Raw genomic sequence first — 23,064 nt, 5'->3', positions numbered from 1 at the left:
TTATGACATCTACTTCATTTAATCCAATACAAGTGAATGCGCAGCAACCGACAACGAATCAGCCAATGACGTTTAGGCAAGATCAAGTATTTCACGGTACGATAAAAAAACTGTACCCCGATCAAATGGCAGAAGTTCAAGTCGGAGGACAAAAAATAATGGCGAAACTTGAGACGCCATTAAAAGTGGGAGATGCTCACTTTTTTCAAGTGACAAATACAAATCCTCAAACAGAATTAAAAGTCGTAACGGGGCCAATGTCACAAACGATGACACCCGCACAACAAATGAACCAATTGCTAGATACAATGAATTTACCAAAGACATCAGAAATGCGACAAGTGCTTGCTCATTTTATGAAAGAACAGCTCCCGATTTCGAAAGAGCAGTTAGTTGCTGCTGAAAATTGGATGAAAAATTTGCCCGACGGTGTATCGAAAAATGATGCATTACAAGCGTTACAGCGTATGGTAGAACTAAAAATGCCCTTTACAACTACGGTATTTCAGGCATTGACACAAGGGGCGAAAACAGATGGTATGTCTGCTAATTTAGCCAACTTAGCCCAATTATTAGCGACACAACAAGGTGGAAATGATGCATTAAAAACGAATTTATTACAACAAATTCAGCAGTTAGCGAAGCCTTTAGATGCAGAAACAGGTGGTGTTTTACTCGCTCGTAATTTGCAATCATTAATGGATTCTTCCGCCCCGATATCAACTAAACTGCAAGCGCTGGCGGTGTTGAAAGAAGCCGGGATATTGCCGAGAAATGCAACGTTACAAAATTGGCAATCGATGCAGCCATCATCGACGACACAGCCTATACAGTCGGCGCAAAACACCTTACCGCAACAAGCGGGGCAAATGATTCAACAGCTTGCCGGGACGTCACCAGAACAAATGAAACCCGTAATCGAGCAATTAAAAGCTTGGGCGGCAAATGAAAGTTTATTAAATACATCACAAAAAGAGCAAATCCAGCAACTCATCGGACGATTTTCACAAATTCCAGTGTCAAAGCAGACCGTCGAAGTGTTCACGAAACAATTGCAAGAGCAGCTCACAAAAGCCTTTACGGACAATAGCTCTTCAAGACTATTCACACAAGATGAGCGGGGGATGACTGTCAAAGACCAGTTGCTATCGCTAATTAAACCGGATTCAAACGTATCTATGAATGATGCGTTATTGAGAAATTTAGTAAAAGTCTCAGCGGATAATCCGCAACCTGCTATTCAAAGTACACTAGTACAGGCTGAAGCACAAGTTCAGTCAGCGGCAGATAGCAAGGCGATGGAGCAGGCGATTAAAACGGTGCTAAAAGGTTTAGGAGTGAGTTACGAAGCGGCTTTGTCGAGTAAGGCAGGAGATATTCAAGCGGTTGCAAATCAAATAAAACCGCAATTGTTGGCGTTAATACAAGATTTACAAACACCACCTGCATTGCGTGATGCGGCGGATAACGTTTTAGCTCGAATGAATGGCATGCAGCTTTTATCAGGTGAAAATGGACACCAACATCAAATTGTCATGCAAGTGCCACTTGAATTTTTCGGTAAAAGAATGGATGCTACATTACAATGGAATGGGCGAATGAAGGATGACGGTAAAATCGATGCCAATTTTGCGCGCATTTTATTCTATTTAAATATGGAATCAATTCAACAAACGGTTATCGACATGCAAGTGCAAAATCGCGTTGTAACGATTAATGTATTTAATGATCATCCGAGGTTAGAACAATTAGCCGCACCGTTAAAAGAAACGTTAAAAAAAGGGCTTACTGAAAAGGAATATCATTTATCGGGCATTTTTATTAAGCCATTTGAAGATCAAGTTCAAAAAGTTGACACAAAAAAACAAGTACAGCCAGATGAACAGCAAGGTGGTGTGGACATTCGCGTATGACCGATAAAAAAATTATACGAAAAGAAGCCATTGCGTTAACTTATAACCCTACCAAAAGCGATGGACCAACTGTTGTGGCAAAAGGTAAAGGGAAAATTGCCGAAAATATTTTACAGCAGGCAGCTATGAATGATGTGCCGATTTATGAGGACCCTAGCCTTGTAGAGTTGTTGGGACAGCTGGATTTAAATACATCGATACCAGAAGAGTTGTATCAGGCGGTTGCAGAAGTGTTTGCTTTTATTTACCGATTGGACGAACAGCATAAATTACAATCAAATAATGATAAATGGTAAGCTTTTTGAGCTTGCCATTTTTTAATTTATCTGACTGAATAGAACGTTTCGTGATAAAGCAGCATTAAAAAGGTTTTTACGACAAACATAGACATTTTCAGAATTATTGTTTAAAATGAATGTGTTAGTAGAATAATTTCTAAATGTCCGATGGGAGGATGTAACATGAATATCCATGAATATCAGGGGAAAGAAATTTTAAGAAAATATGGTGTAGCTGTTCCAAAAGGGAGCGTAGCCTTTTCACCAGATGAAGCAGTAAAGGTAGCAAAAGAATTAGGGGCAAATGTAACGGTAGTGAAAGCACAAATCCATGCTGGGGGTCGCGGGAAAGCTGGCGGTGTTAAAATTGCTAAAAACCTTGATGAAGTGCGTTCATACGCAAAAGAATTATTAGGGAAAATTTTAGTAACACATCAAACAGGCCCAGAAGGTAAGGAAATCAAACGCCTTTACATAGAGGAAGGGTCTGACATTCGTAAAGAGTATTACTTAAGTTTAGTACTTGATCGTGCGACTTCTTGTGTAACGATGATGGGTTCTGAAGAAGGCGGCATGGATATCGAGGAAGTAGCTGAATCAAATCCGGAGAAAATTTTCAAAGAAGTGATTGATCCGGTAACAGGCTTAATGCCATTCCAAGCAAGACGTATGGCATTCAATATGAATATTCCAGCAAACTTGGTGAACAAAGCATCTAAATTAATGTTAGGTATCTATCAAGCATTTATTGACAAAGATGCATCAACAGTTGAAATTAATCCACTTGTTGTAACAGGTGATGATCAAGTTGTAGCACTAGATGCGAAGTTCAACTTCGATTCAAATGCGCTATATCGTCAAAAAGATATCGTAGAATTACGTGATTTTGACGAAGAAGATCCAAAAGAAATTGAAGCGTCGAAATATGACTTAAGCTATATTTCGCTAAATGGTAACATTGGTTGTATGGTAAACGGTGCAGGTCTAGCGATGGCAACGATGGATACGATTAGTTATTATGGCGGCTCACCCGCGAACTTTTTAGACGTTGGGGGCGGCGCGACGGCAGAAAAAGTAACAGAAGCATTTAAAATCATTCTATCCGATCAAAATGTTAAAGGGATTTTTGTTAATATTTTTGGTGGAATTATGAAATGTGATGTTATTGCTGAAGGTGTTATTATCGCTGCGAAAGAAGTAGGGTTAGCAGTACCTTTAGTTGTTCGATTAGAAGGAACGAATGTTGACCTTGGTAAAAAACTATTAAATGAATCAGGTTTAAATATTGTGGCTGCAGATTCAATGGCAGATGGTGCACAAAAAATTGTGAAGCTAGTAGAGGCTGAAGGCGGGGTTAAGGCATGAGTGTGTTCATTAACAAAGAGACAAAAGTTATTGTACAAGGGATTACAGGGGAAACAGCCCTTTTCCATACAAAGCAAATGCTTGAATACGGTACAAAAATCGTGGCAGGCGTTACACCAGGTAAAGGCGGCTTAGAAATCGAAGGCGTACCTGTATTCAACACCGTTCAAGAAGCAGTAGATGCGACAGGTGCCAATGTTTCGGTTATTTATGTACCAGCTCCTTTTGCAGCAGATGCAATTATTGAAGCAGTAAATGCTGGGCTTGATATGACGATTTGTATTACGGAGCATATTCCAGTACTCGACATGGTAAAAGTAAAGCGCTATATGGAAGGCAAAAAGACGCGTTTAGTCGGACCAAACTGCCCAGGCGTAATTACGGCTGATGAGTGTAAAATTGGTATTATGCCAGGTTATATTCATACAAAAGGTCATGTTGGCGTTGTTTCACGTTCAGGTACACTTACGTATGAAGCGGTACATCAGTTAACGCAAGAAGGTATTGGTCAAACGACAGCTGTTGGAATTGGTGGAGACCCTGTAAATGGGACAAACTTTATCGATTGCTTAAAGGCGTTCAATGAAGATCCAGAAACTTATGCGGTTGTTATGATTGGTGAAATCGGTGGTACGGCAGAGGAAGAGGCTGCTGAATGGGTTAAAGCGAATATGACTAAACCGGTCGTAGGATTCATTGGCGGGCAGACAGCACCTCCAGGGAAGCGTATGGGGCATGCTGGTGCTATTATTTCAGGTGGTAAAGGTACAGCGGCAGAAAAGATTAAAGCGATGAATGCAGCTGGAATCGAAGTTGCACCTACGCCTTCAGTAATTGGCGAAACATTAATTAAAGTAATTAAAGAAAAAGGTCTATACGAAGCTTGTAAAACACATTAAAATGAAAGATGTAGCGTCGCCATGCGCTACATCTTTTTTTACAATAAAGGTTAAAATGATTAAATTGACTAAATCGATGCTTACACTTCGCTACAAACCCCAAACAAAAAATAGCGGTCATTTCACTTTCTTCTATTAAAAATAAGGAGTGTTTAAATGACGAATTTTTTCAAAAATCAATTACTTGCATTACATTATGTGTATCCTCTTACATGGCATAAATTCCAACGGTTGCACCAACATTTAGGTGATTTAAACGAACTTGCAACTTGTCCAGTTGACATGCTGGCAAAAATCTTGAATATTAAAGAAGAGAATGCAAGTCGTTTGTTATTTCATTATAAAAAAATGCTTGAAATCGTGTTAGAGGAGCATTATTTAACGCATAACATTACTGCAGTTCCGTATGTGAGTGATTTGTATCCGAAGGCGTTAAAAAATATATATGACCCGCCAACTGTCCTTTATGTGAAAGGTGATGTGAGCCTATTACAAGGAACTAAAAAGCTTGCGGTAATTGGTTCGAGGAATGCGACTAAGTATAGTGAGGAAGCGTTAAAATTAATATTACCTCCACTTATAAATGAACAATTTGTCATAGTAAGTGGACTGGCAAAAGGTGCGGATCGATTCGCGCATGAGGCGACGATAAGATATGGTGGGAAAACAATTGCTGTATTAGGACATGGTTTTTTTCATTTTTATCCGAGGGAAAATCAAAAACTAGGCGAGCAAATGGCAAAAGAACAGTTACTTTTAACAGAGTACCCGCCCTATGTCGGTGTACAAAAATGGCATTTCCCCGCCCGAAATCGAATTATTAGTGGCTTAAGCCAAGCGTTAATTGTGACAGAGGCCGCACTAAAAAGTGGGACGCTTATTACGACAGAGCTTGCACTAGAGCAAGGGAAGGATGTTTTTGCTGTTCCGGGTTTAATCACTTCAGAGCAATCAAAAGGCACGAATAAATTGATTAAAGAAGGGGCAATTCCCATATGGAATGGACATCAAATACTAGAATCGACTGTCAATCGTTGATGCATAAGGGTTAGTTGGTTATTATACAGGTCATAAAAACTCTTCGTGCCGATTTTGTGCCGATTCAGTTTTTTTTGAGGTGTAAGCGGTGAATTTTTTCAGTTCATCTTCTTCTATCTTTTCTGTGATATCTAAATAAATATCCGATGTAGTTTTAATTGATTTGTGCCCTAAGCGATCGGCAACAAACTTAATACTTGCATCAGCCTCTAATAGTAAAACGGCATGAGTATGTCTGAATACATGTGTACCTTTGTAATCGACACCAGCGCGTTTACAATATCGTGAAAAAGATGTTCGTATAGCTTTCGTATCTAAATAATCGCCTAGATAATTTTGAAAGATGATATCATCTTTATTTTTGGGTATATGAGCGTTTCCGATAATTAGTTCATTTTGAGCCAATTTAAATTTCTTGAGCATTTTTAACGTTTCTTCATCGATACCGATAGTTCGATAAGAAGAGCTATTCTTTAGTGTACTCAACACTTTACCTTGTTTTGTCTTTTTTATTTGTCGTTCGACTGTTATTTTATTGCCGTTAATATCCGACCACCTCAACGCGATAGCTTCACTTATCCGCAATCCAGTTTGGCTTAAAAAATACATTAACATATAATATAGTTGGTAGTCACCATAACGTTGCGTTTTCCTACTCTCCATAAAATTCAACAATTGAGTGAGTTCGGCGAGTGAATAATATTTAACGTCGTTATCAGCTTCTATATCATCCACAACGGGCATTGATAACTTATCAGTAGGATTCTTCTCTAATATTTCTAAATCGTGTACAGCGTAATGGAATATGCTTTTTAATGTTGATAGGTATTTCACTTTCGAACCATATGCATAACCTTGTTTAGCGTGATGTTCAATCCAATTTCGGATATCTATTCTTCTGATTTTCATGATTCGTTTATTAGTGAAATGAGGGAGTAAGTGCAACCGAACATTCCTTTCCAATGATTCGAATGAATTCTCGTTTACATCTAACTTTTTAAACCTCAACCATTCTTCAACAACATCATCGAATAACATATTGCGATCATTAAGTGCCTGACCGTAATAAATCCGTTCTTCTACTTTGGCAGCTTCAATTTCAGCTTCTTTCTTAGTTCGAAATGTACCGATACTAAATTCTTTCCCATCCCTCGATACACGCGCTTGCCATTTGCCGCTGGGTAATTTTCTGAATGTAGCCACAAATTTTTCTCCCTTCAATAATTAAATCGCATATTACAATTTTAACTATCACCACCTTTAATGGGAATGTTTGTTCTTTTTAGGGTAAATTTTTTTTACCATCTACACTTTTTAAAGAAAGAAGTTCAATTGGAATTCCTTTTTCTTCTATAGCATCATAGATGGTAAAACTTGAACAATTTTGAACTTCGAACAATTCGTCTGGTAATAATAATTCAACAGCAAACGTATTAGCTTCTATTTCTAATTTATCTGTAGAAAAAAGAGTGTTCCTTTTCAAAAATGAAGTGTTGGTATTTGGGTGTTGAACGGCATGACCTAATTCATGGCCGCAAATAAAGTGCTGAGATTTTCTGTCTGCATCTTGATTAATATGAATAATGGGTACTCTAAAGTGTTTACTGTAATAACCTAATGCATTACCTAAAGGTTCAAATACGATGATTATCCCCATAGATTCAGCAATTATGAAAGGATCATTTGTACCGTGTTTTTTAACTAACTTATTAACAATTGACTTTATCGACATCACATCCAACACTCCTGTTAATCTCTATATTTTTTAGGGGTGAATTTCTGTTTCGCTACTCGTTTAGCGAGTCTTAATGAATTTTCTAAACTTGATAATAATAATTCTCTATCTTCTAACTCATCTTCACTTAACTCGTCAAGAGTTCTACCATCAAAAGCAGCGTGTCCACTTATAGATAGACCTTCAATCATTTTTTTAAGTTCATCTTGTATAGATTCTTCGTCTTTTTCAGTTAAATCGTAGTAACGTTTCTTGTCAGTACGACCAAGCAAGTAATCCGTGCTTACATTGAAATAGTCTGCTACTCTAATTAAATTACTTCCTTTAGGAGTATTTTTCTTCCAAGAATATAGAGTGTTTTTGCCTAATCCAATCTCTTCTTCGAGTTTATTTACAGAAATACCTTGCTCATCACAAAGTTTTTTTAGTATGTCAAACGCATTCATATCAACGTTTCCTCCCGTTTGCATACCTATCAATTAAATCTAGTTTTAATAAAATGCTTGATTTTTAAATCTAGTTTTAATATACTCTAGGTAAGCTAATTGTTCAGCTAAAAAAGAGTACAAAAAAGACGACCTATTTAAAAACATTTTTCGTTGGGGAACGGTTTAAATGTTGGTTTAAAGGCTTTTTAAAAGTCTTATTTAGCTATGTCTTAATATTAAAACTAGTTTTAATAATTGTCAATACTTTAGCGAATGTTTTAGCTTATTCTTTAACTCATGCGCTGTGATACCGAGCCAATGACGGTATAAATATTCGAACTTATAGCTGATATGACGGTAGCTACGTCAGGTAAGAAAGTGAGGTTAAATTATGCCAGAAGATTTAGGGGCTCAAGTTCGTTCTGAACTATTTAAGCGAAAAATGAGCCAAAAAGAATTGGCTGCAATGGTAGGTATTTCAGGTGCCTATTTAACAGATATTATTCGCGGACGCAAAGATGGTCCAAAAGCGCAAGAACACATTAAGCATATACGTAAAATTCTATGCATTTAGAGTGAGGTGAACTAAATGTTGCAAATCCAAGTAGATGAAGCAAAAGTAGAACAACTCTATATCGATGCGATTAATAAAAAGGTAGAGAAAGTTGATGTCGATTTAGTCTTTTGGGACACCAAAGAATTGAAGCGTCGAGTATGTATGAGTTGGGCAATGATTCAAGATACATTTTTCTTTGATGAGAGGTTCCCAAAAGTGAAGGTGGGAGGCAAGTGGTTTTACCCAGCGAAAGAAACTGAACTGTTTTTGAGAAATTGGTTACTCGAAAGAAGGTGAGTAATTGAAAACGTTATTCGCACTAATCAGCACAAATAGGAAGTCGTTACAACAACGATTATATGAAGTTAGCAATGCTATTAAAAATTAGATATATATTGAGCAGTAACAAGAGGTGATGATTTTGGGATTTAACATGCTTGATTTATGTTCGGGTATTGGCGGGATTTCATTAGCTGCTGAATGGGCAGGGATAAAAACTGTTGCTCACTGCGATATAGAAGAATTTTGTCAAAAGGTACTAAAAAAACATTGGCCTGACACACCAATATTTTCAGATATAAGAACAATAACAAGACAGTCATTAATGGAAAGAGGGATAGATGTTGATTCAATTAGAGCTGTTTCAGCAGGATATCCATGCCAACCATACTCACTTGCAGGAGATCAACAGGGAGATGAAGACGATAGATACTTATGGGATGAAGTCTTCAGAGTCATCAAGGAAGTCGAAGCTGATTGGTTTGTTGGAGAAAACGTATTTGGACATGTTAACAACGGACTATCAGATGTCATCAACGATTTGGAATCTGAAAACTACGAAGTCGAATGTATTGTATTACCGGCTCAAGCCGTTGGAGCGCCACATCAAAGAGACCGTGTCTTCATCATTGCTAGGAACACCTGCAGCGAGTCAATCATACAAAAAGATTCGACCGTTAGCACCTTCAGAAGCCAGTGGCAAGCATGGCAAAGTTTTACCTGGGAGCATTGGAGAAAAGTTTCCGAATTACATTGGTCAGTACCCAAACCCGGCATTTGTGGAATGGATGATGGGTTTTCCAGAGAATTGGACAAAAGTAGATTAATAGCTTTAGGGAATGCTGTTGTTCCGCAACAAATTTATCCGGTATTTGATGCGATTGTTAAATTTGATTACTGAACATTTTGTCAAAATTATAAATAGGGGGAAAAAGAGCATGAATGAAATTCCAACAGCTGATTTTTTAAAAGAATTAGCAAAAGGTGGTCGAACAAGTTATGAGCAAGACGTGTTAAACGGTCCATTGCTCAAAAGAATTATTAGTCGAATAGAAGATTCCGCATTGGAAGGTTATACAGCGTGGGAGAAACTGTTAGATTCGCATGATGATATTAGGGCTTTGAATGTTATTCGGAAAGAGTTACAGGAAAAAGGCTTTAAATGTGAATTTAAAACACGTGAATCATGTGGGCTTTTAGGTAGCTATACAAATCAATTCTTAATTGTTAATTGGGGAGGGGACAACAAATGAAAAGTACAGGTATCGTTCGTAAAGTCGATGAGTTAGGTCGTGTGGTAATTCCAATTGAGCTACGTCGTACATTAAATATCGCTGAAAAGGATGCGTTAGAAATCTTTGTTGATGGTGAGCAAATCATCTTAAAGAAATACAAAGCAAATATGACGTGTGCCGTTACTGGTGAAGTATCAGACGATAATCATAGTTTGCTAGGCGGTAAGTTAATTCTTTCGGATGAAGGGCTTAAAGCGCTAACGGAGCAGTTAAAAGGAGTGGTTAAATAATGCGTCCAGTATTAACTGTGGAGGGCAAAAACTACCCAGCAATGATTAAGGTGATTGGATTTTATGATGATAATTCAACCTTTAATACTGTACATGTTTTGGAAGATACTGATTTGAAATGGGAGTTACCAAAAGATGAATCGTTAAGCGCGTTAGAAAAACGCATCTATGCACATGAAGAACGTATGAGTGAGCTTGCTACAGAATTTATGGAATTGGCAATAGCAAATAATAATATTCCATTCCCAGAAATCGAGGGAAAGGTATTGAAAGAAGAATATCAAATGTTGATGCTGCAAACGGAAGGGTTAATCGAAGCAAAACGAATCATTTTGAATGAACGTAGTTTGATTGAGCAACAGATTGGCGAAGAAGTAAAACAATTTATTGCTAATCCATTCTAACGTGTTAGGGGGTTCAAAATTGGACATTGAAAATCCAATCATTGCAGATGAGTACGAAGAAATATTTTTAGATATATACGGTACTGAAATTGTGCCAGGTGAAGAGTATATTGAGGCTGGTTTCGGTTGTGCCATCCACAAGGAAAATGCCATTCGTTATCTATTAGAGGATGATTCACACAAATTAAAAACTCGCTAGAAGTTGCACCTTCTAAACGAGTCATTATCATACTATTACACCGCTATTATAGCGCAGGAGGAATTTCATTGGCAAATATTTATGAGGTAACAGGATCAATTTTAGAAATCCAACAGCTTATCGAATCGGGTTCAGAAGGTTTAGAGGACACACTCGAATCACTTGAAATGGCATTAGAAGAAAAACTCGAAGGCTATGCAATGGTTATCAAAAATATCGAATCGGATGCAGCTGGTATAAAAGCTGAAGAAAGTCGTTTGGCTGAGCGTCGTAAATCGATGGAAAATGCCATCAAGCGTATGAAAGAAAATATGCAGTATTCAATGGTGGCAACAGGTCAGTTAAAAGTGAAAGGTGAGAAATTCAATTTCACTGTTCAAAAGAACCCACCTTCATTGAAGGTGCTTGATGAAGATCTAATTCCACAAAATTTTGTCACGGTGCAAGAAGTTAAAAATATCGATAAGAAAGCCATTTTAGCAGAGTTGAAGAATGGCACAGAAATCGATGGTGTTGAAATATCACAAGGCGAATCGATTCGTATTCGATAAGCCTTCCACAATTAGAAATGGAGGTCTGTATATATGACAAATGAAGAAATATTAAATGGCATTTTACTACGTGAGCACTTAGTTTTATCAGCAAAATATTCACATGACGAGTTGTTTGCGAAAAATTTAGAAGGTCATAAGGAAGATGTTGAAGCATTATCTGATTGCGATAAATGCGAGTTACTCGAAGAACTTTCGAAAGTAGATGAAACGTTTGAAGATGGCGGGCGTTGGTACAATTGGAAAACTGAAATTTTATCAACTTATTACGAAGGAGAAACTCGTTACATTAGCATTCGTAAACAAGTGCCAGCTACAGAAATGCAAGAGGGTGGGGATTTTGAACCGCCAGAAATTAACATCGTTCAACGTAAAAAAGTAGAAACGTATATTTACGAATAGGAGGCAATGATTAATGGCTAAAGAAAAATTATATACAAAAGAACGTTGGTATGCTGATTCGCACGAAGAGGCGGAAGGGATTGTAACGGAAGCTAAACAAGACGAATCTTTAACGATGCAGAAGATCCATGAAAAGCATAATTCGAAAGGATTTTACTATCTAGTAGATTTAGAGCGCACGTACTCCACTGCTAAAGAAGAAATGGATAAGCGCCCAGAAAAGGATGAAGCACCTGACGGTCAAATGTCCATTGAAGAAGTGCATGAGGGTGTTGAAGTAACTACGGACGGCAAAGGTAACGTATCGGTTAAAAATGATGAAATGCCAAACTTTTAGGAGGTGAAATAATTGGAAATTCAAAATGGTGCAGATATTACAAAAAGTAAAAAAGCGCACATCGTTATTTATTCTAAGCCTGGTGATGGTAAAACGTCGGTCGCTCGACTTTTACCAGGCAAAACATTGGTACTTGATATTGATGGTACTAGCCAAGTTTTAGCGAGTCATACAAATGTAGATGTTGCGAAAATCGATGGTGAGGATGCTCATAATAGCATTCTGAAATTCTACGCATTAGCAAAAGCTAACATTGCGAAATACGACAATATTTTCGTTGATAACCTTACACACTATCAAAAATTATGGTTGCTTAATAAAGGCGAAAAAACGAAAAGTGGAATGCCTGAATTGAAGGATTATGCATTATTGGACAATCACCTTTTGAAGTTAGTTGAAACATTTAATGCGCTAGATGCTAATGTCATTTTTACCGCATGGGAAACAACACGAGAAATTGTTGAGGAAGGCGGCAGTAAATACAATCAATTCATTCCCGATATTCGCGATAAAATTGTGAATCATATCATGGGTATCGAACATGTTGTAGCACGCTTAGTAAAAAAAGCAGATGGTACTCGAGGTTTCATTTTAGAAGGTAACCAATCAATGTACGCAAAAAATCATTTAGACGATCGCACAGGGTGTTTGCAAAGTGAACTAATCCTGTCATCCACAATTAAGGGGGAAAACAAATAATGGGTTTTAAAATTGATTTCGATGAAAATAACGTTTTGACAGGTGAATTTGAATTAGTTGCAGAGGGTAAATATGAAGCGACAATTCTTAATGCAAAAGCAGAAGAATTTCAAGGGAATTGGAATATCGGTTTCGATGTAGAAATTCGTTCAGATGTTACCCAAAAACATCAAGGTGCAAAGGTTTTATATAACACGCTTTATTTATCGAGCAGCAATCCCGAGTATAAAGAATCGACGGAAAAGAAACGTAATTCATTCTTTGTTGCTTGTGGGTACAAGGGTAAACAAAGCCTTGATTTAGAACAAGTCGTGAATGAAATTATCGGGAAAGCGGTGTACGTTTACATTAAACATCGAACTAAGAACGATAAAACATTCCCGCACGTAACATTTGTAGCGGAATCGAAAGTAAATCCGCCTGTGCAGCAAGGTGCGCCAATTGTTGTGGGAGAAGATGATTTACCATTTTAATTAAAATTTCATAGAGAGGTCGCTTTTCGGTGACTTCTCTTTTTTATACCCAAATTTCAATTCTAGGGGTGAAACCGAATGGCAAAAGGCAACAAAAATCGTGTAATTACAACGAGCAATAGCAAAGTGATGATTCGTTATGGTGAGCTTACTAGGATTTTGAATAAAACGGAAATCGTGCAATGGCATAATATTTTGCAGAAGATACGTGATTTCGATGAAAAGGAGATGAATAGGTTAAATGGCTGAAAAAGTGAAGGTTAGTCGTGAGGTTGCAGAAGAAATCGAACGTATAAGGGCATTATATGATAACGATAAAGAGTATTTAATTTTAAGTGCAGCTACTGGTTTTTTGACTAGAAATTATAAAACCTTAAAACATTTAAAAGGTCATGAAGTTGCTGAAATTTTTATCAGTGGTTACAAAATCGTAGAAACACCAGAGGAACAAGTTGTTGCTTATTACAACGAAATTAAATCTCATATCGAATATTCAAAGTCTAAAGGCGAACGAAATAAAGCTGGTGAAGATGCAATGAAAATCATTGAGGACATCACAGGAATATTAGGTTGCAAAATAAAAGGCATCAACGAATGAAGGTGAAACATCATGTCAATAAACTTTAACGACATACCCAATGATTTAAAAATGTTACCCCAATGGATTTTATGGCGCAAAGAAGAACGTAACGGCAAGCCTACGAAAATCCCGTATCAAGTAGATGGAAATGAAGCACGTTCGAATGATCGTCGTACATGGTCCACGTTCGCAACAGCCGTTAAATTCTATATGCAAGGCGGCTATGACGGCATCGGTTTCGTGTTCTCGCGTCAGGACACTTACATCGGCATTGATATTGATAATTGTGTTGTGGACGGCAAACCGAATGAATTTGCTAACGGAATCATTGAAACATTAGATTCATATACGGAATTTTCACCAAGCGGAAAAGGTCTACATGTAATCATCAAGGGGAGCCTTCCACAATCTGTTTTAGGTACGGGCCGAAAATCCGTAAAGCATGGATTGGAAATTTACCAACATGGCCGCTATTTTTCTTTCACTGGTAATACCGAAAATTCAAATGGGATTGAAGAACGTACAGAAGAACTTGCAGAAGTATTTGAACAGTACTTTGACGATAGCGATATACAAGGTCGAGTTAATTTAAGCGAATTCGAAAAAGATGAAATCAAATTCTCGAACGAGCAACTTTGGGAGCGCATGTTTAGAAGTAAGTCTGGTGACGAAATTCGAGCGATGTATAAAGGTGAGTTAATTGTTGATAACGACCATTCATCAACGGATATCGCTTTGTGTAATCACCTTGCATTCTGGACAGGGAAATCAGCAACGCGTATGGATGCAATGTTCCGCGAAACAGGCTTAGCGCGTGATAAATGGGACAGAATCACTTATGGCGATACAGGCGAAACATACGGTGAACGAACGCTTGCGAAGGCGATTGCATCTACCACTACCACCGTTTTAGAGCACAAGCACGAACAAGAATACGCTGAGTTTTCCTTTGACTTCCACAGTGATGCAGTGGCAGCGGATGAGGAAGAAAAACCAAAGAAGAAATTCCGTTTAAATGAATTAGGAAATGCTGAACGTATCGCTCATTCATATGGTCATGTTATCCGTTTTGTCGGTGATACAGGCTATTGGTATTTATGGGACGGTAAGCGTTGGAAAGTTGACCGAGCAATGCAAATTGAGCGTATAGCAAATAAAGTTTTACGTGAATTAGAAAAGTCTGATGATGAAATGGAAGTGCGCTGGGCTCGCAGTTGCGGCAAACGTAATATCCGCATGAATAGCATCAAAGATTTAATGCCATTGGTGCCAGCGGAGAGAGAAGAATTCGACCGTCATAAATATTTGTTCAATGTGGAAAATGGCATCATCAATTTAAAAGATGGCAAGCTGCAGCAACATGATCGTGATTTGCGATTATCCAAAATATCGAATGTCTCATTTGATGAAAAAGCAACGTGTCTAACATGGCTAAATTTCCTAGACCAAATTTTCAAAGGTGATACAGATTTAATTGAATACATGCAGCGTTTAGTCGGTTATTCACTCACAGGAGATATTAGTGAACAAGGTATGTATTTCCTTGTCGGTGGGGGTTCAAACGGTAAATCCACATTCGTAAATATTATTAAAAATCTAATGGGTGACTATGGACTGCAAACGAAATCCGACACGTTTATCAAGAAAAAAGATACAGGTGCAAACAATGATATTGCCCGTTTAGCTAGTGCAAGATTTGTATCGGCGGTTGAATCGGAAGAAGGGGAAAAGTTACAGGAATCGCTTGTAAAAACAATTACAGGTGGGGAGCCGATTTTGGCCCGTTTCCTAAGACAAGAATTCTTCGAGTTCATTCCAGAGTTCAAAGTTTTCTTCACTACGAACCACAAACCGATTATCGGTGGTGTCGATGAAGGTATTTGGCGACGTGTAAAAATCATTCCGTTCACTTTAAATCTAAAACCACATGAACGTGATAAAAAATTAGAAGAAAAGTTGTCGCTTGAAATGCCAGGCATCTTAAATTGGGCGCTAGAAGGTTGCTTGAAGTGGCAGCAGTCAGGCATCAAAGAGCCACGCGTTGTGGTGGATGCGACAGGTAATTACAAAGAAGAAATGGATATATTGGCGCCGTTCCTTTCGGAAATTTGCTACACCGACGAGCCAAAAAACGAAGCGATCCGCATTGAAGCGCAGGAGCTTTATAAAGTTTATGACAGATGGTGTCTTAATTCGGGTGAGCGACAAATCGGAAATCGGTCATTTTATCGAATGTTAGAGACAAAAGGATTCGGAAAAGTGAAGGGCGCTAAAAATAAAGCGTTCCTAACGGGAATTACATTAAATGAAAGAAAGCCAACTTTAGGGGTTATTGAAGGGGTTACCGAAAACGGTGAAACGGGTGGTTTTAAGCTAGTTTAATAACACTTTTAACCCTTTAATAACCCTTGTTAAAAAAATACAAATTCAGTTGTATCAAGGGTTTGAAGTGGTTATTTAAAGGGTTAGGTTATTAAGGTTATTTGTTTTTAGGTTAATTTAAAAAATAAAAATAAATATATAAGTATATATAGAGCCTTTAACCCCGAATCATGTAACCCAAATAACCTAATTTGTATCAAACCCTTATAGCTGTAGGCGTGAGGGTGGGTTATTAAAGAAAAAACAGGGGTTTTAAAGGGGTTATTAGAAGTTTTCGGCAAAATTCAGTAACCCGAAAGGTGGGAGGAATTGGTTCTTAATGTTTTATCACGAATTTGGAAGTCAGGTGGAGTCATTGAGCGTGAAAAAGACGGCTCACTGAAATTATCCAACCATAAAAATATATCTGGTGATGTGCTGAAGGCAGCTGAACCAATTTTTGATGAAATCGATGCATGGTTTAAAAGATTTGAAAATATGAATCCAGTCGATCAGTCAATGCAAAAGGCTATGCTTCATTTCTGTGGATGGCAAGACAACGAAAAATTAGAAGAATGGCTTAAACAAGATAAAAATTCCATAGAAATTTTTTATCAATGGACAATTGAATTAGAGAAAAACGGTTGGGGTGATAAATTTACTGACTATGTAGAATTTGAAAACAAAAAAACAAACGCTTTGAAGAAAGAATTTTTTGATCGAGCAACGGCATTTGCGAAGGGAGCGAAATGAATGTGTAAATTTAGTTTATTTTTAGGATGCGCATTTTTAGTTATGTGGATAGCGATTCTTTGGGGTTATACACCAGGACGTTTTGAAATGCTGTGTGCATATCTAGCTTGTGCGTTTGTTTGTTTCGCTAGAGCGTTTGAAGGTGATTCGAATTGACCCATTTCAAATACACAGACAAAGAAATTAATGAGCTCGTAAAAACAATGATTATTATCATGGACACGCGAGAAAAAAACAGTGTTCATATCATCGATTATTTCAAACAAAAAAACGTACAAATGAAAATACAAAAAATCGATACAGGCGATTATTCATTCATGTTGCCAGCTAATCCCGAAATGGGCGTTATGCGCGACACCTATTTTAAAAGTTTCGTAGAACGTAAAAATTCGGTCGATGAAATTTGTGGCAATTTACAAAAGGATACGCAGCAGGCTTTTATCAATGAGTTGATTCGTTCGCAGGGTAATCGCTTCGTTATCTTTGTCGAGGACGAGCATTTTGACGAAAACCTAGCGCAAGGGAAATATCGTAGTAAATACGACCCGAAAGCGTTAAAAGGTCGACTGGAGAGCTTGAAGGTAAAATACAATTTCGAAATTTGTCCAATGAGTAAAACATTAATTGGCCATAACATTTACCATCGTTTTTTATACCAGTTACGACATTTCTTAAAATACGGACAACTATAAATTTAATCGGGGTGTTCTAAATGCAGATGAATAAAAACGGCATTCCAGTCCAAACAAAAACAGCCCGACAACAGCGAGCCAATTTATTAGAGGATAAAAAATTACGCATGAAGAGATATGTATTAATCGATGAAGAAGCGGAGGTTGAGATTGTAGTACCTCACTTTTCGCCAATCGTTGCAGTATTAGAAAAAGACGGATGGAGGGAGTTAAAGTGAATGCTAAGGAGTTAAGAGTTGAGCGACTTAAAGTTTTGCGTGAAATCGATAAGTTATCAGATCAATGTGAATGCGATACACATGGCGTGAGAAATGAAGATTGCAAGAATTGTAAAGCGCTCGAAAAATTAGGCACTAAATTATCTAAATTAGTTGGTAAACGTAAAGTTGTTGAAGGTGATGAAACGTCAACAAAACCGCATTTGAAATGGAATGACGAACTTATTCAGAAACTCCGTAAAGATGGTGAAATATACACGTATGAGCAAGTTGCTGAAAAATGGGAAGTTAGCGAAGATGCAATACGTCAACGTTGCAGACAATTTAGAGTGAAATGTCAATTAAATAATAAGTATCCAGTTTATGAGTTATATAAAGGTGGCATTTTAATTGCTGTAGGGGGAATAAGTGGTATTGCCAAAGAGACAGGTATTGGCAGAGGCAAAATCGAATATTGCCGTTCTAAACGTACGCACGAAGATATGGAGATGAAACGAATTGGATAAAGAAATTATGAACGAATTAATCACAAATATCGAACAATGGTCAATTAACAAAGGATTGGATAAAGCCAAATCAAGAAAGCAATTTTTAAAAGTAACAGAAGAAGTTGGGGAAGTAGCAGCTGCATTAGCACGTAATGATAAAGACGCGCTACGCGATGGAATTGGTGATGTAGTCGTAACGTTAATCATTCTTGCTCAACAAAACGGCATGGATTTACATGAATGTGTTAATCAAGCTTACGATGAAATTAAAGGGCGTACTGGAAAGATGGTTAATGGTGTTTTTGTGAAGAGTGAAGATTTAACGTAAAATACCCATCATTTTAGCCGTTTTATCTATTACCCTACCAAATACACCTAAAAGAGTATAAGACGTCGAGAAGAGCCTTATAGACATATGAAAATGAACGATAAACTTGCGGAGGGATAACGATGGCAGAGAGAAAAGTTTTAATAGATTTAGGTAATGTTCGCGTCAGTGAATATGATTCAATGAATTTACAAATCGAACGCTTAGAAGGTGTGACAAGTCGCGTTACAAAGCAAACAAATAGTAGGTGGGTGTTTAAAGGTTATTCTCGAACGATTCTGATGGCTTTAGAATCGATATTGAAGAATGAACTATTAATAGATAAAAAGAGTGTCAATGGCTTGGAATCCTATTTAAAATCGGTGCATGATTCTAATGGTGAAATTAGAAAGGCGCTCGCACAACTATAAATATCATCTGTGGAGGGCAAAATGAGCAAATTATCAGCAGCACAAAATAAAGCAATCGAGGAATATTGGTCAGGCTTAGATGATTTAAGAAAACAGTTACGTTATCGTGAATGGGAATTGTTAAATGCTTATCAAAAAGCTGACACAAATATAGGCGGTGGTAAGGCTAATCGGATTTCTGATACAACAGGCAATAAGGCAATCATACTGGCTAACGATACACGTTATCAACATTTGCAAAATATTGTACACATTATAGAAAAGCTATATAGCGAATTGGACGACGATCTTAAGACAATCGTAGACATGCGTTATTGGGATATAGGTAATAATTGTTATGAGTGGGAGGAAATAGCGGACTGTTTATATATGTCTAGGAATAAGGTCTTGAGGAAACGGAATGCCTTGATTGATGAGACAGCTAAACGGATTGGATGGGTTTAAAAAACGTATACTTACCAAAAAAAGTAAAAAAGAAAGGAATTATCACGAGGATATCCCGTAAGGATGCACCTGATGATAATTCCTTGTAGAGTAACGTTGAATTTTTGTATAAAAAAATGTTGTTTCCCTTTGTGTTTAATGAGAACTAAAACTAGTTTCCCAATCTCCAATCCAATATTCTTCACTAGAATCTGCCCACACTTTGAAGTAGACTTTATACATTCCAGGACCGTAAGTTTTAAGTGTCACAGAATGTGCTCCACTTGAAAAGGTACCCTTTTTTCCAGAATCAGGTGTTTTATTCCACATTGAACCTTCCTGTTTATATATATCTACTCGATAATAAACTGTAGGACTGCTACCAGACCTTTCTGCTTTAACTTTAACAGACTCACCAAGGCCATATTGATCTTTATCAGTAGAAACTTTTGCCTTTATTCCACCTTTTGTTTGCCAACCTGAACCTGAAATTGATCTAGTTGAAATTGAATCATCTAATTCATTTAAAACTTGTGAATCTAAAACTGATGTATCAAAATCTAATGCTGAAGCATCTAAAATTGCTTCTGATTTAATTAATTCTGATGCATCAGCTTTTTCTATTGGAAATAAACCAAGACCTGTTATTGATAACGCAGCTGTCATTGTAAGTACTTTTAATTTTTTCATATTTACAAAACTCCCTTAATAATTATTCTTTTTTACAACTATTTAATTATACATTTAGTGTTAAATATAGATACCTTTTCTATTGTTTCCTTAATTTTCCTCGAGGTATCTTTATATTAACATATCAATTATAAAAAAACAATAGGTAATTTTTATGGAAGATTACATATTATAACAAAAATCGACTAAGTTCTACGACTTGTGTTCTTATTTCCTCTGGAGGTAAACTCTATCCTTTGCTAATTTTTATTAAAAAATACTGGTGAACTTCCTTACACTAGCGAAGTTCACAATAAAACAATGTAAATTGATATTATCGAGTTTTACATCAAAGTCGTAGGCGATTGCTTACGGCTTTTTTAATAGCAAATTAACAAACACGTTTACTTGTATGCGTATTTATAAAAAAAGCATAAAAGACTACTAAATTGGTAGTATTTTTTTGTAATGACATATATTTCATTATATTCTATAATAATTATTATCGTATATGGATTGGAAAAGAGGAAACTAAAATGAAAACAAACTTATCATTTAAAGTATTAGGTGCAAGCGCAATTTTATCAGCAGCACTTTTATTTGGAGCACCATCATCTGAACCAGTTCAAGCAGCTTCAGTTCAGACACAAGAATACAAAAAGACTGACCTAAAATCATTAGAGCAGTTAAAACAAATTGCTGTTGATTACTTCAATAAAGGTGAATCACGACCTGAAGAATTAATCGTTTACTCTTCTAAAGATTACGAAGAAGAGCTAGGTATGTATTACTTTACCTCTATGGACATTAGTGAGAAAATTCAAGGATATACTAGCTATGGTAATACGCTTCAAATTGGAGTAGAAGAAATTAAGAAAGGTCTTTATAAGAATACAATTTATGTTTATAATGACCGTGAAGAAGCTCGAGATAAAGAGTGGAATAACATTTTAGACAAGGCTGAAAAACACATTGTAGACAACTACTCATTAAAAACTGATGCAGAAGTTGTACATGCTATCGTTGATTTTGTTGGACAACAAATCACTAATGGTAAGGGTATTGATGAAGATAAAGAGTTTATCTTGGGTTATGATATCGGTAACTCATGTACTGGTTACACTAACTATGCAGCTGAGTTGTACAAACGATTCGGAATTGAATCTCGTTATGTACATGGTGTTGGTAGTACTGGTAATGCACACGCATGGAATGCTGTAAAAGTTGGTGGTAACTGGTATCATTCTGATGTAATGCGTTACGATTCAGGAGATGCTAAAATTAAAAGTGCTGCTTTAATGACTGCTAATAACGGAAACAAAGCTCTTAATACAAACTTCAAAGCAACTGATGTAGCTTTCCAAGATAGCATGGCAAAACCTTACAACTATCAAGAAGTAAAGAAGGCTCAAGCTCCGAAAAATAATACAAAACAAAGCTCCAAGAAATAGATTATTTTATAGCGATTAACATACCAGCTGTATTTACAAATTAATAATACGATTCTAATTTAGAAAGTCACTAGTCGTACCTGATTGGTATAGCTTTTTATTATCAGATTTTTATCATGTCCTTTCGTCAATTATTTGCTTACAATTGTAGGTGGATTGGAGGTGAGTAAGGTGAATAATTTTAAAGTTACATATTATTTCAACGATGAAGATAGTTTCGTTGCAAATATTAGTGCTTTGAATATGGAAACTGCTGTGAAAATGGTAGCTGAAACCATAGAGAACAAAAAGGTAGTTGTAAAGCCTGGTAGCAATCACATGTGGGGATATAATTTAGCTAACGTAACTAAATTCCATATTTCATAATCAACACATAAAAGTCGCACTCACTACGAGTTGCGGCTTTTTATTATGCATTGGAAGAAGATGTTTTTAATGTTTAAAATAATTACTTTTAATGAAATAAATTACATATTTATATTGACGTGAGTAAACATAAATGTTATAATTAAATTATAGAAAGGGGGTAAGGAATTGGAACTTGAAAGAGTAGTAGCGCTTACAGCGTTCGTAAACTTAGCAATCGCACTAGTTAACTTCCAAACAGCGAAGATAAACAGTAAGAAAGCTAAAGAAATCAAAAAGCAAGAAAAGAAAAAAGGCACTACCTCAAAGAAGTAGCACCCAACAAAGTTTTAAAAAAGAAGGTTAAGGCTCGAACCCTTAGCCTTCTAACTTAAATATAAACGATTTTGAAATGCTATTCAACGAATATAGAACATAATAAAAAAATCGAGGTGATTATTATGACGACTGTTATTATTATTTTAACTGTTGTAACAATAGTAGTATTGGGTGCGACTGTTGTTACAATGATAAAAAGCAATAAACAATAGGTGGTGAAATCTAATGTCTGAAAACTACTCTTTCAATTCCAAAGAAAAACTTACCGAGTATATACAAAGTGAAATTATCAATACAACTGAAGCACTGGAAATTCTACAATGCTCACGTCAAAATTTGAACAACCTCGTGAAACGTGGTGTATTAACACCTATTAAAGATTTGCCAAGAGACCGACTCTTCTATAAAGAGGATATTGTTAAACGTAAAAATGAAATGGATAGTAAAAATAATGTTTAGTCACATCAATTACGATGTGGCTTTTTCTTTTGCCCAATAATCTGTGGAAGGCGGTGAGCGCATGACAATTTACGATTTAATCGATGACGATACACGACGGCAATTAAACGCAAAGAAACCTGATGTTCATCGTCTTAAGCAATCACAAAAAGAATAGTTATCGCAACATGATTTACGTGAGTTGATGGGTACGAATCGGCAAACGTACAAGAAAGTGAATGGGAAGGTGAGAAGGAAATGAAGATTAATTAATGCACAAAAAAACAGCCAAAAAGTTTTTGACTGTTCCTTCTACTTGGTTATTAAAAAATAGATAATATCAAAATTGGTCTTTGCAATATAAAGGACCGTGGCATTTACCACCAGATGCACTTGCAGATGGAGCTGTTGCTCCTATTAACAATACAGAAAGACACAAAGCAGATAAGGCAAAACTAAGTTTCTTTTTCATATTATTCCTCCTATTC

At 36.6% G+C, this 23,064-nt stretch carries 36 protein-coding genes; 31 read left to right on the top strand and 5 right to left on the bottom strand.

All coding sequences use genetic code 11. The annotated features are described in order from the left end of the window. Positions 1-2 precede the first annotated feature (2 nt). From ACQKIH_RS00980 to dprA, 5 genes are all read left to right on the top strand, one after another. Positions 3-1,913, top strand: a complete 1,911-nt coding sequence (locus tag ACQKIH_RS00980; protein ID WP_427762937.1) for a hypothetical protein — start codon at positions 3-5, stop codon at positions 1,911-1,913. Further along, the gene (locus ACQKIH_RS00975; RefSeq protein WP_057987071.1) at positions 1,910-2,209 is read left to right on the top strand and encodes an EscU/YscU/HrcU family type III secretion system export apparatus switch protein; all 300 of its coding nucleotides are present in this window, start codon (positions 1,910-1,912) and stop codon (positions 2,207-2,209) included. Before ACQKIH_RS00980 ends, ACQKIH_RS00975 begins: the two co-directional genes overlap by 4 nt. 165 nt (positions 2,210-2,374) lie before the next feature. Then, entirely contained in the window at positions 2,375-3,556 is a 1,182-nt protein-coding gene (gene sucC / locus ACQKIH_RS00970) for an ADP-forming succinate--CoA ligase subunit beta (RefSeq protein ID WP_427762935.1), read from the top strand. Continuing rightward, positions 3,553-4,455, top strand: coding sequence for a succinate--CoA ligase subunit alpha (gene sucD / locus ACQKIH_RS00965; protein WP_427762933.1), 903 nt, complete (start codon positions 3,553-3,555; stop codon positions 4,453-4,455). Before sucC ends, sucD begins: the two co-directional genes overlap by 4 nt. Positions 4,456-4,611: 156 nt before the next feature. Further along, on the top strand, positions 4,612-5,493 hold the full coding sequence (gene dprA, locus ACQKIH_RS00960) for a DNA-processing protein DprA (RefSeq protein WP_427762932.1): 882 nt from the start codon (positions 4,612-4,614) through the stop codon (positions 5,491-5,493). 30 nt (positions 5,494-5,523) lie between these two features. On the opposite strand, the gene ACQKIH_RS00955 is transcribed toward dprA, so the two are convergent. The 3 genes from ACQKIH_RS00955 to ACQKIH_RS00945 all read right to left on the bottom strand — a co-directional run bounded on the left by ACQKIH_RS00955 (position 5,524) and on the right by ACQKIH_RS00945 (position 7,674). Further along, positions 5,524-6,696, bottom strand: coding sequence for a tyrosine-type recombinase/integrase (locus ACQKIH_RS00955; protein ID WP_427762931.1), 1,173 nt, complete (start codon positions 6,694-6,696; stop codon positions 5,524-5,526). A 79-nt stretch (positions 6,697-6,775) separates the two neighbouring features. Beyond that, complete coding sequence (locus ACQKIH_RS00950) at positions 6,776-7,225, bottom strand: ImmA/IrrE family metallo-endopeptidase (protein ID WP_427762930.1); 450 nt, start codon at positions 7,223-7,225, stop codon at positions 6,776-6,778. 17 nt (positions 7,226-7,242) lie between these two features. Then, the gene (locus tag ACQKIH_RS00945) at positions 7,243-7,674 is read right to left on the bottom strand and encodes a helix-turn-helix domain-containing protein (RefSeq protein ID WP_427762929.1); all 432 of its coding nucleotides are present in this window, start codon (positions 7,672-7,674) and stop codon (positions 7,243-7,245) included. Positions 7,675-8,047: 373 nt separating this feature from the next. Here ACQKIH_RS00945 and ACQKIH_RS00940 point away from each other — a divergent pair, with 373 nt between their 5' ends. The 22 genes from ACQKIH_RS00940 (at position 8,048) to ACQKIH_RS00835 (ending at position 19,355) form a co-directional block, all read left to right on the top strand. Then, positions 8,048-8,230 carry a helix-turn-helix domain-containing protein gene (locus ACQKIH_RS00940; protein WP_427762927.1) on the top strand — a complete coding sequence of 61 codons (183 nt, stop codon included), beginning with the start codon at positions 8,048-8,050 and terminating at the stop codon, positions 8,228-8,230. Positions 8,231-8,245: 15 nt separating this feature from the next. Further along, positions 8,246-8,509, top strand: coding sequence for a group-specific protein (locus ACQKIH_RS00935; protein ID WP_427762926.1), 264 nt, complete (start codon positions 8,246-8,248; stop codon positions 8,507-8,509). Positions 8,510-8,645: 136 nt separating this feature from the next. Further along, positions 8,646-9,392 (top strand): DNA cytosine methyltransferase, encoded by a 747-nt coding sequence (locus ACQKIH_RS00930; RefSeq protein ID WP_427763119.1) that lies wholly within the window; start codon positions 8,646-8,648, stop codon positions 9,390-9,392. A 37-nt stretch (positions 9,393-9,429) separates the two neighbouring features. Next, positions 9,430-9,744: a hypothetical protein gene (locus ACQKIH_RS00925; RefSeq protein ID WP_427762925.1), complete on the top strand. Its 315-nt coding sequence runs from the start codon at positions 9,430-9,432 to the stop codon at positions 9,742-9,744. Further along, positions 9,741-10,016 (top strand): transition state genes transcriptional regulator AbrB, encoded by a 276-nt coding sequence (abrB, locus tag ACQKIH_RS00920; protein WP_427762923.1) that lies wholly within the window; start codon positions 9,741-9,743, stop codon positions 10,014-10,016. The genes ACQKIH_RS00925 and abrB overlap by 4 nt, the downstream gene beginning before the upstream one ends. Continuing rightward, positions 10,016-10,420, top strand: coding sequence for a hypothetical protein (locus tag ACQKIH_RS00915; RefSeq protein ID WP_427762922.1), 405 nt, complete (start codon positions 10,016-10,018; stop codon positions 10,418-10,420). The genes abrB and ACQKIH_RS00915 overlap by 1 nt, the downstream gene beginning before the upstream one ends. Before the next feature lie 19 nt (positions 10,421-10,439). Continuing rightward, entirely contained in the window at positions 10,440-10,619 is a 180-nt protein-coding gene (locus ACQKIH_RS00910; protein WP_427762920.1) for a YqaI family protein, read from the top strand. Between the two features lie 68 nt (positions 10,620-10,687). Next, positions 10,688-11,170, top strand: coding sequence for a siphovirus Gp157 family protein (locus tag ACQKIH_RS00905; RefSeq protein WP_427762919.1), 483 nt, complete (start codon positions 10,688-10,690; stop codon positions 11,168-11,170). A 33-nt stretch (positions 11,171-11,203) separates the two neighbouring features. Then, a complete protein-coding gene (locus ACQKIH_RS00900; protein WP_427762917.1) occupies positions 11,204-11,572 on the top strand; it encodes a hypothetical protein in 369 nt (122 codons plus the stop codon). Positions 11,573-11,585: 13 nt separating this feature from the next. After that, positions 11,586-11,909 (top strand): organic solvent tolerance protein OstA, encoded by a 324-nt coding sequence (locus tag ACQKIH_RS00895; protein WP_427762916.1) that lies wholly within the window; start codon positions 11,586-11,588, stop codon positions 11,907-11,909. Positions 11,910-11,921: 12 nt separating this feature from the next. Then, a complete protein-coding gene (locus ACQKIH_RS00890) occupies positions 11,922-12,608 on the top strand; it encodes an AAA family ATPase (protein ID WP_427762915.1) in 687 nt (228 codons plus the stop codon). Next, the gene (locus ACQKIH_RS00885) at positions 12,608-13,081 is read left to right on the top strand and encodes a DUF669 domain-containing protein (RefSeq protein WP_427762913.1); all 474 of its coding nucleotides are present in this window, start codon (positions 12,608-12,610) and stop codon (positions 13,079-13,081) included. Before ACQKIH_RS00890 ends, ACQKIH_RS00885 begins: the two co-directional genes overlap by 1 nt. A gap of 78 nt (positions 13,082-13,159) precedes the next feature. Continuing rightward, the gene (locus ACQKIH_RS00880) at positions 13,160-13,330 is read left to right on the top strand and encodes a hypothetical protein (RefSeq protein WP_427762912.1); all 171 of its coding nucleotides are present in this window, start codon (positions 13,160-13,162) and stop codon (positions 13,328-13,330) included. Beyond that, complete coding sequence (locus ACQKIH_RS00875) at positions 13,323-13,679, top strand: hypothetical protein (protein WP_427762911.1); 357 nt, start codon at positions 13,323-13,325, stop codon at positions 13,677-13,679. The genes ACQKIH_RS00880 and ACQKIH_RS00875 overlap by 8 nt, the downstream gene beginning before the upstream one ends. Before the next feature lie 12 nt (positions 13,680-13,691). Beyond that, complete coding sequence (locus ACQKIH_RS00870) at positions 13,692-16,043, top strand: phage/plasmid primase, P4 family (protein ID WP_427762909.1); 2,352 nt, start codon at positions 13,692-13,694, stop codon at positions 16,041-16,043. Positions 16,044-16,352: 309 nt separating this feature from the next. Beyond that, positions 16,353-16,775 carry a hypothetical protein gene (locus ACQKIH_RS00865; RefSeq protein WP_427762907.1) on the top strand — a complete coding sequence of 141 codons (423 nt, stop codon included), beginning with the start codon at positions 16,353-16,355 and terminating at the stop codon, positions 16,773-16,775. 152 nt (positions 16,776-16,927) lie between these two features. Then, positions 16,928-17,467, top strand: coding sequence for an ERCC4 domain-containing protein (locus ACQKIH_RS00860; protein WP_427762906.1), 540 nt, complete (start codon positions 16,928-16,930; stop codon positions 17,465-17,467). 20 nt (positions 17,468-17,487) lie between these two features. After that, on the top strand, positions 17,488-17,685 hold the full coding sequence (locus tag ACQKIH_RS00855; protein ID WP_427762905.1) for a hypothetical protein: 198 nt from the start codon (positions 17,488-17,490) through the stop codon (positions 17,683-17,685). Next, positions 17,682-18,191 carry a hypothetical protein gene (locus ACQKIH_RS00850; RefSeq protein ID WP_427762904.1) on the top strand — a complete coding sequence of 170 codons (510 nt, stop codon included), beginning with the start codon at positions 17,682-17,684 and terminating at the stop codon, positions 18,189-18,191. The genes ACQKIH_RS00855 and ACQKIH_RS00850 overlap by 4 nt, the downstream gene beginning before the upstream one ends. Before the next feature lie 7 nt (positions 18,192-18,198). Beyond that, on the top strand, positions 18,199-18,501 hold the full coding sequence (locus ACQKIH_RS00845; RefSeq protein ID WP_427763118.1) for a MazG-like family protein: 303 nt from the start codon (positions 18,199-18,201) through the stop codon (positions 18,499-18,501). Between the two features lie 122 nt (positions 18,502-18,623). Continuing rightward, the gene (locus tag ACQKIH_RS00840) at positions 18,624-18,911 is read left to right on the top strand and encodes a hypothetical protein (protein ID WP_427762903.1); all 288 of its coding nucleotides are present in this window, start codon (positions 18,624-18,626) and stop codon (positions 18,909-18,911) included. 21 nt (positions 18,912-18,932) lie between these two features. Beyond that, positions 18,933-19,355: a transcriptional regulator gene (locus ACQKIH_RS00835; RefSeq protein WP_427762902.1), complete on the top strand. Its 423-nt coding sequence runs from the start codon at positions 18,933-18,935 to the stop codon at positions 19,353-19,355. 135 nt (positions 19,356-19,490) lie between these two features. Here the strand turns inward: ACQKIH_RS00835 and ACQKIH_RS00830 are convergent, their stop codons facing one another. After that, the gene (locus ACQKIH_RS00830) at positions 19,491-20,024 is read right to left on the bottom strand and encodes a hypothetical protein (RefSeq protein ID WP_427762901.1); all 534 of its coding nucleotides are present in this window, start codon (positions 20,022-20,024) and stop codon (positions 19,491-19,493) included. Positions 20,025-20,539: 515 nt separating this feature from the next. Here ACQKIH_RS00830 and ACQKIH_RS00825 point away from each other — a divergent pair. The 4 genes from ACQKIH_RS00825 (at position 20,540) to ACQKIH_RS00810 (ending at position 22,597) form a co-directional block, all read left to right on the top strand. Beyond that, complete coding sequence (locus ACQKIH_RS00825) at positions 20,540-21,454, top strand: transglutaminase domain-containing protein (RefSeq protein WP_427762899.1); 915 nt, start codon at positions 20,540-20,542, stop codon at positions 21,452-21,454. A gap of 171 nt (positions 21,455-21,625) precedes the next feature. After that, positions 21,626-21,820 carry a hypothetical protein gene (locus ACQKIH_RS00820; protein WP_427762898.1) on the top strand — a complete coding sequence of 65 codons (195 nt, stop codon included), beginning with the start codon at positions 21,626-21,628 and terminating at the stop codon, positions 21,818-21,820. 168 nt (positions 21,821-21,988) lie between these two features. After that, positions 21,989-22,135, top strand: a complete 147-nt coding sequence (locus ACQKIH_RS00815) for a hypothetical protein (protein WP_427762896.1) — start codon at positions 21,989-21,991, stop codon at positions 22,133-22,135. Positions 22,136-22,363: 228 nt separating this feature from the next. Continuing rightward, positions 22,364-22,597, top strand: coding sequence for a DNA-binding protein (locus tag ACQKIH_RS00810; RefSeq protein WP_427762894.1), 234 nt, complete (start codon positions 22,364-22,366; stop codon positions 22,595-22,597). Positions 22,598-22,916: 319 nt separating this feature from the next. Here the strand turns inward: ACQKIH_RS00810 and ACQKIH_RS00805 are convergent, their stop codons facing one another. After that, the gene (locus ACQKIH_RS00805) at positions 22,917-23,048 is read right to left on the bottom strand and encodes a hypothetical protein (RefSeq protein ID WP_427762893.1); all 132 of its coding nucleotides are present in this window, start codon (positions 23,046-23,048) and stop codon (positions 22,917-22,919) included. Positions 23,049-23,064 lie beyond the last annotated feature (16 nt).

This window comes from Solibacillus cecembensis, from assembly GCF_050272495.1.
In the GTDB taxonomy this organism is placed as follows: domain Bacteria; phylum Bacillota; class Bacilli; order Bacillales_A; family Planococcaceae; genus Solibacillus; species Solibacillus cecembensis.
The sequence above is the reverse complement of the archived record's forward strand: the minus strand, read 5'-3'. Positions and strand labels throughout refer to the sequence as shown.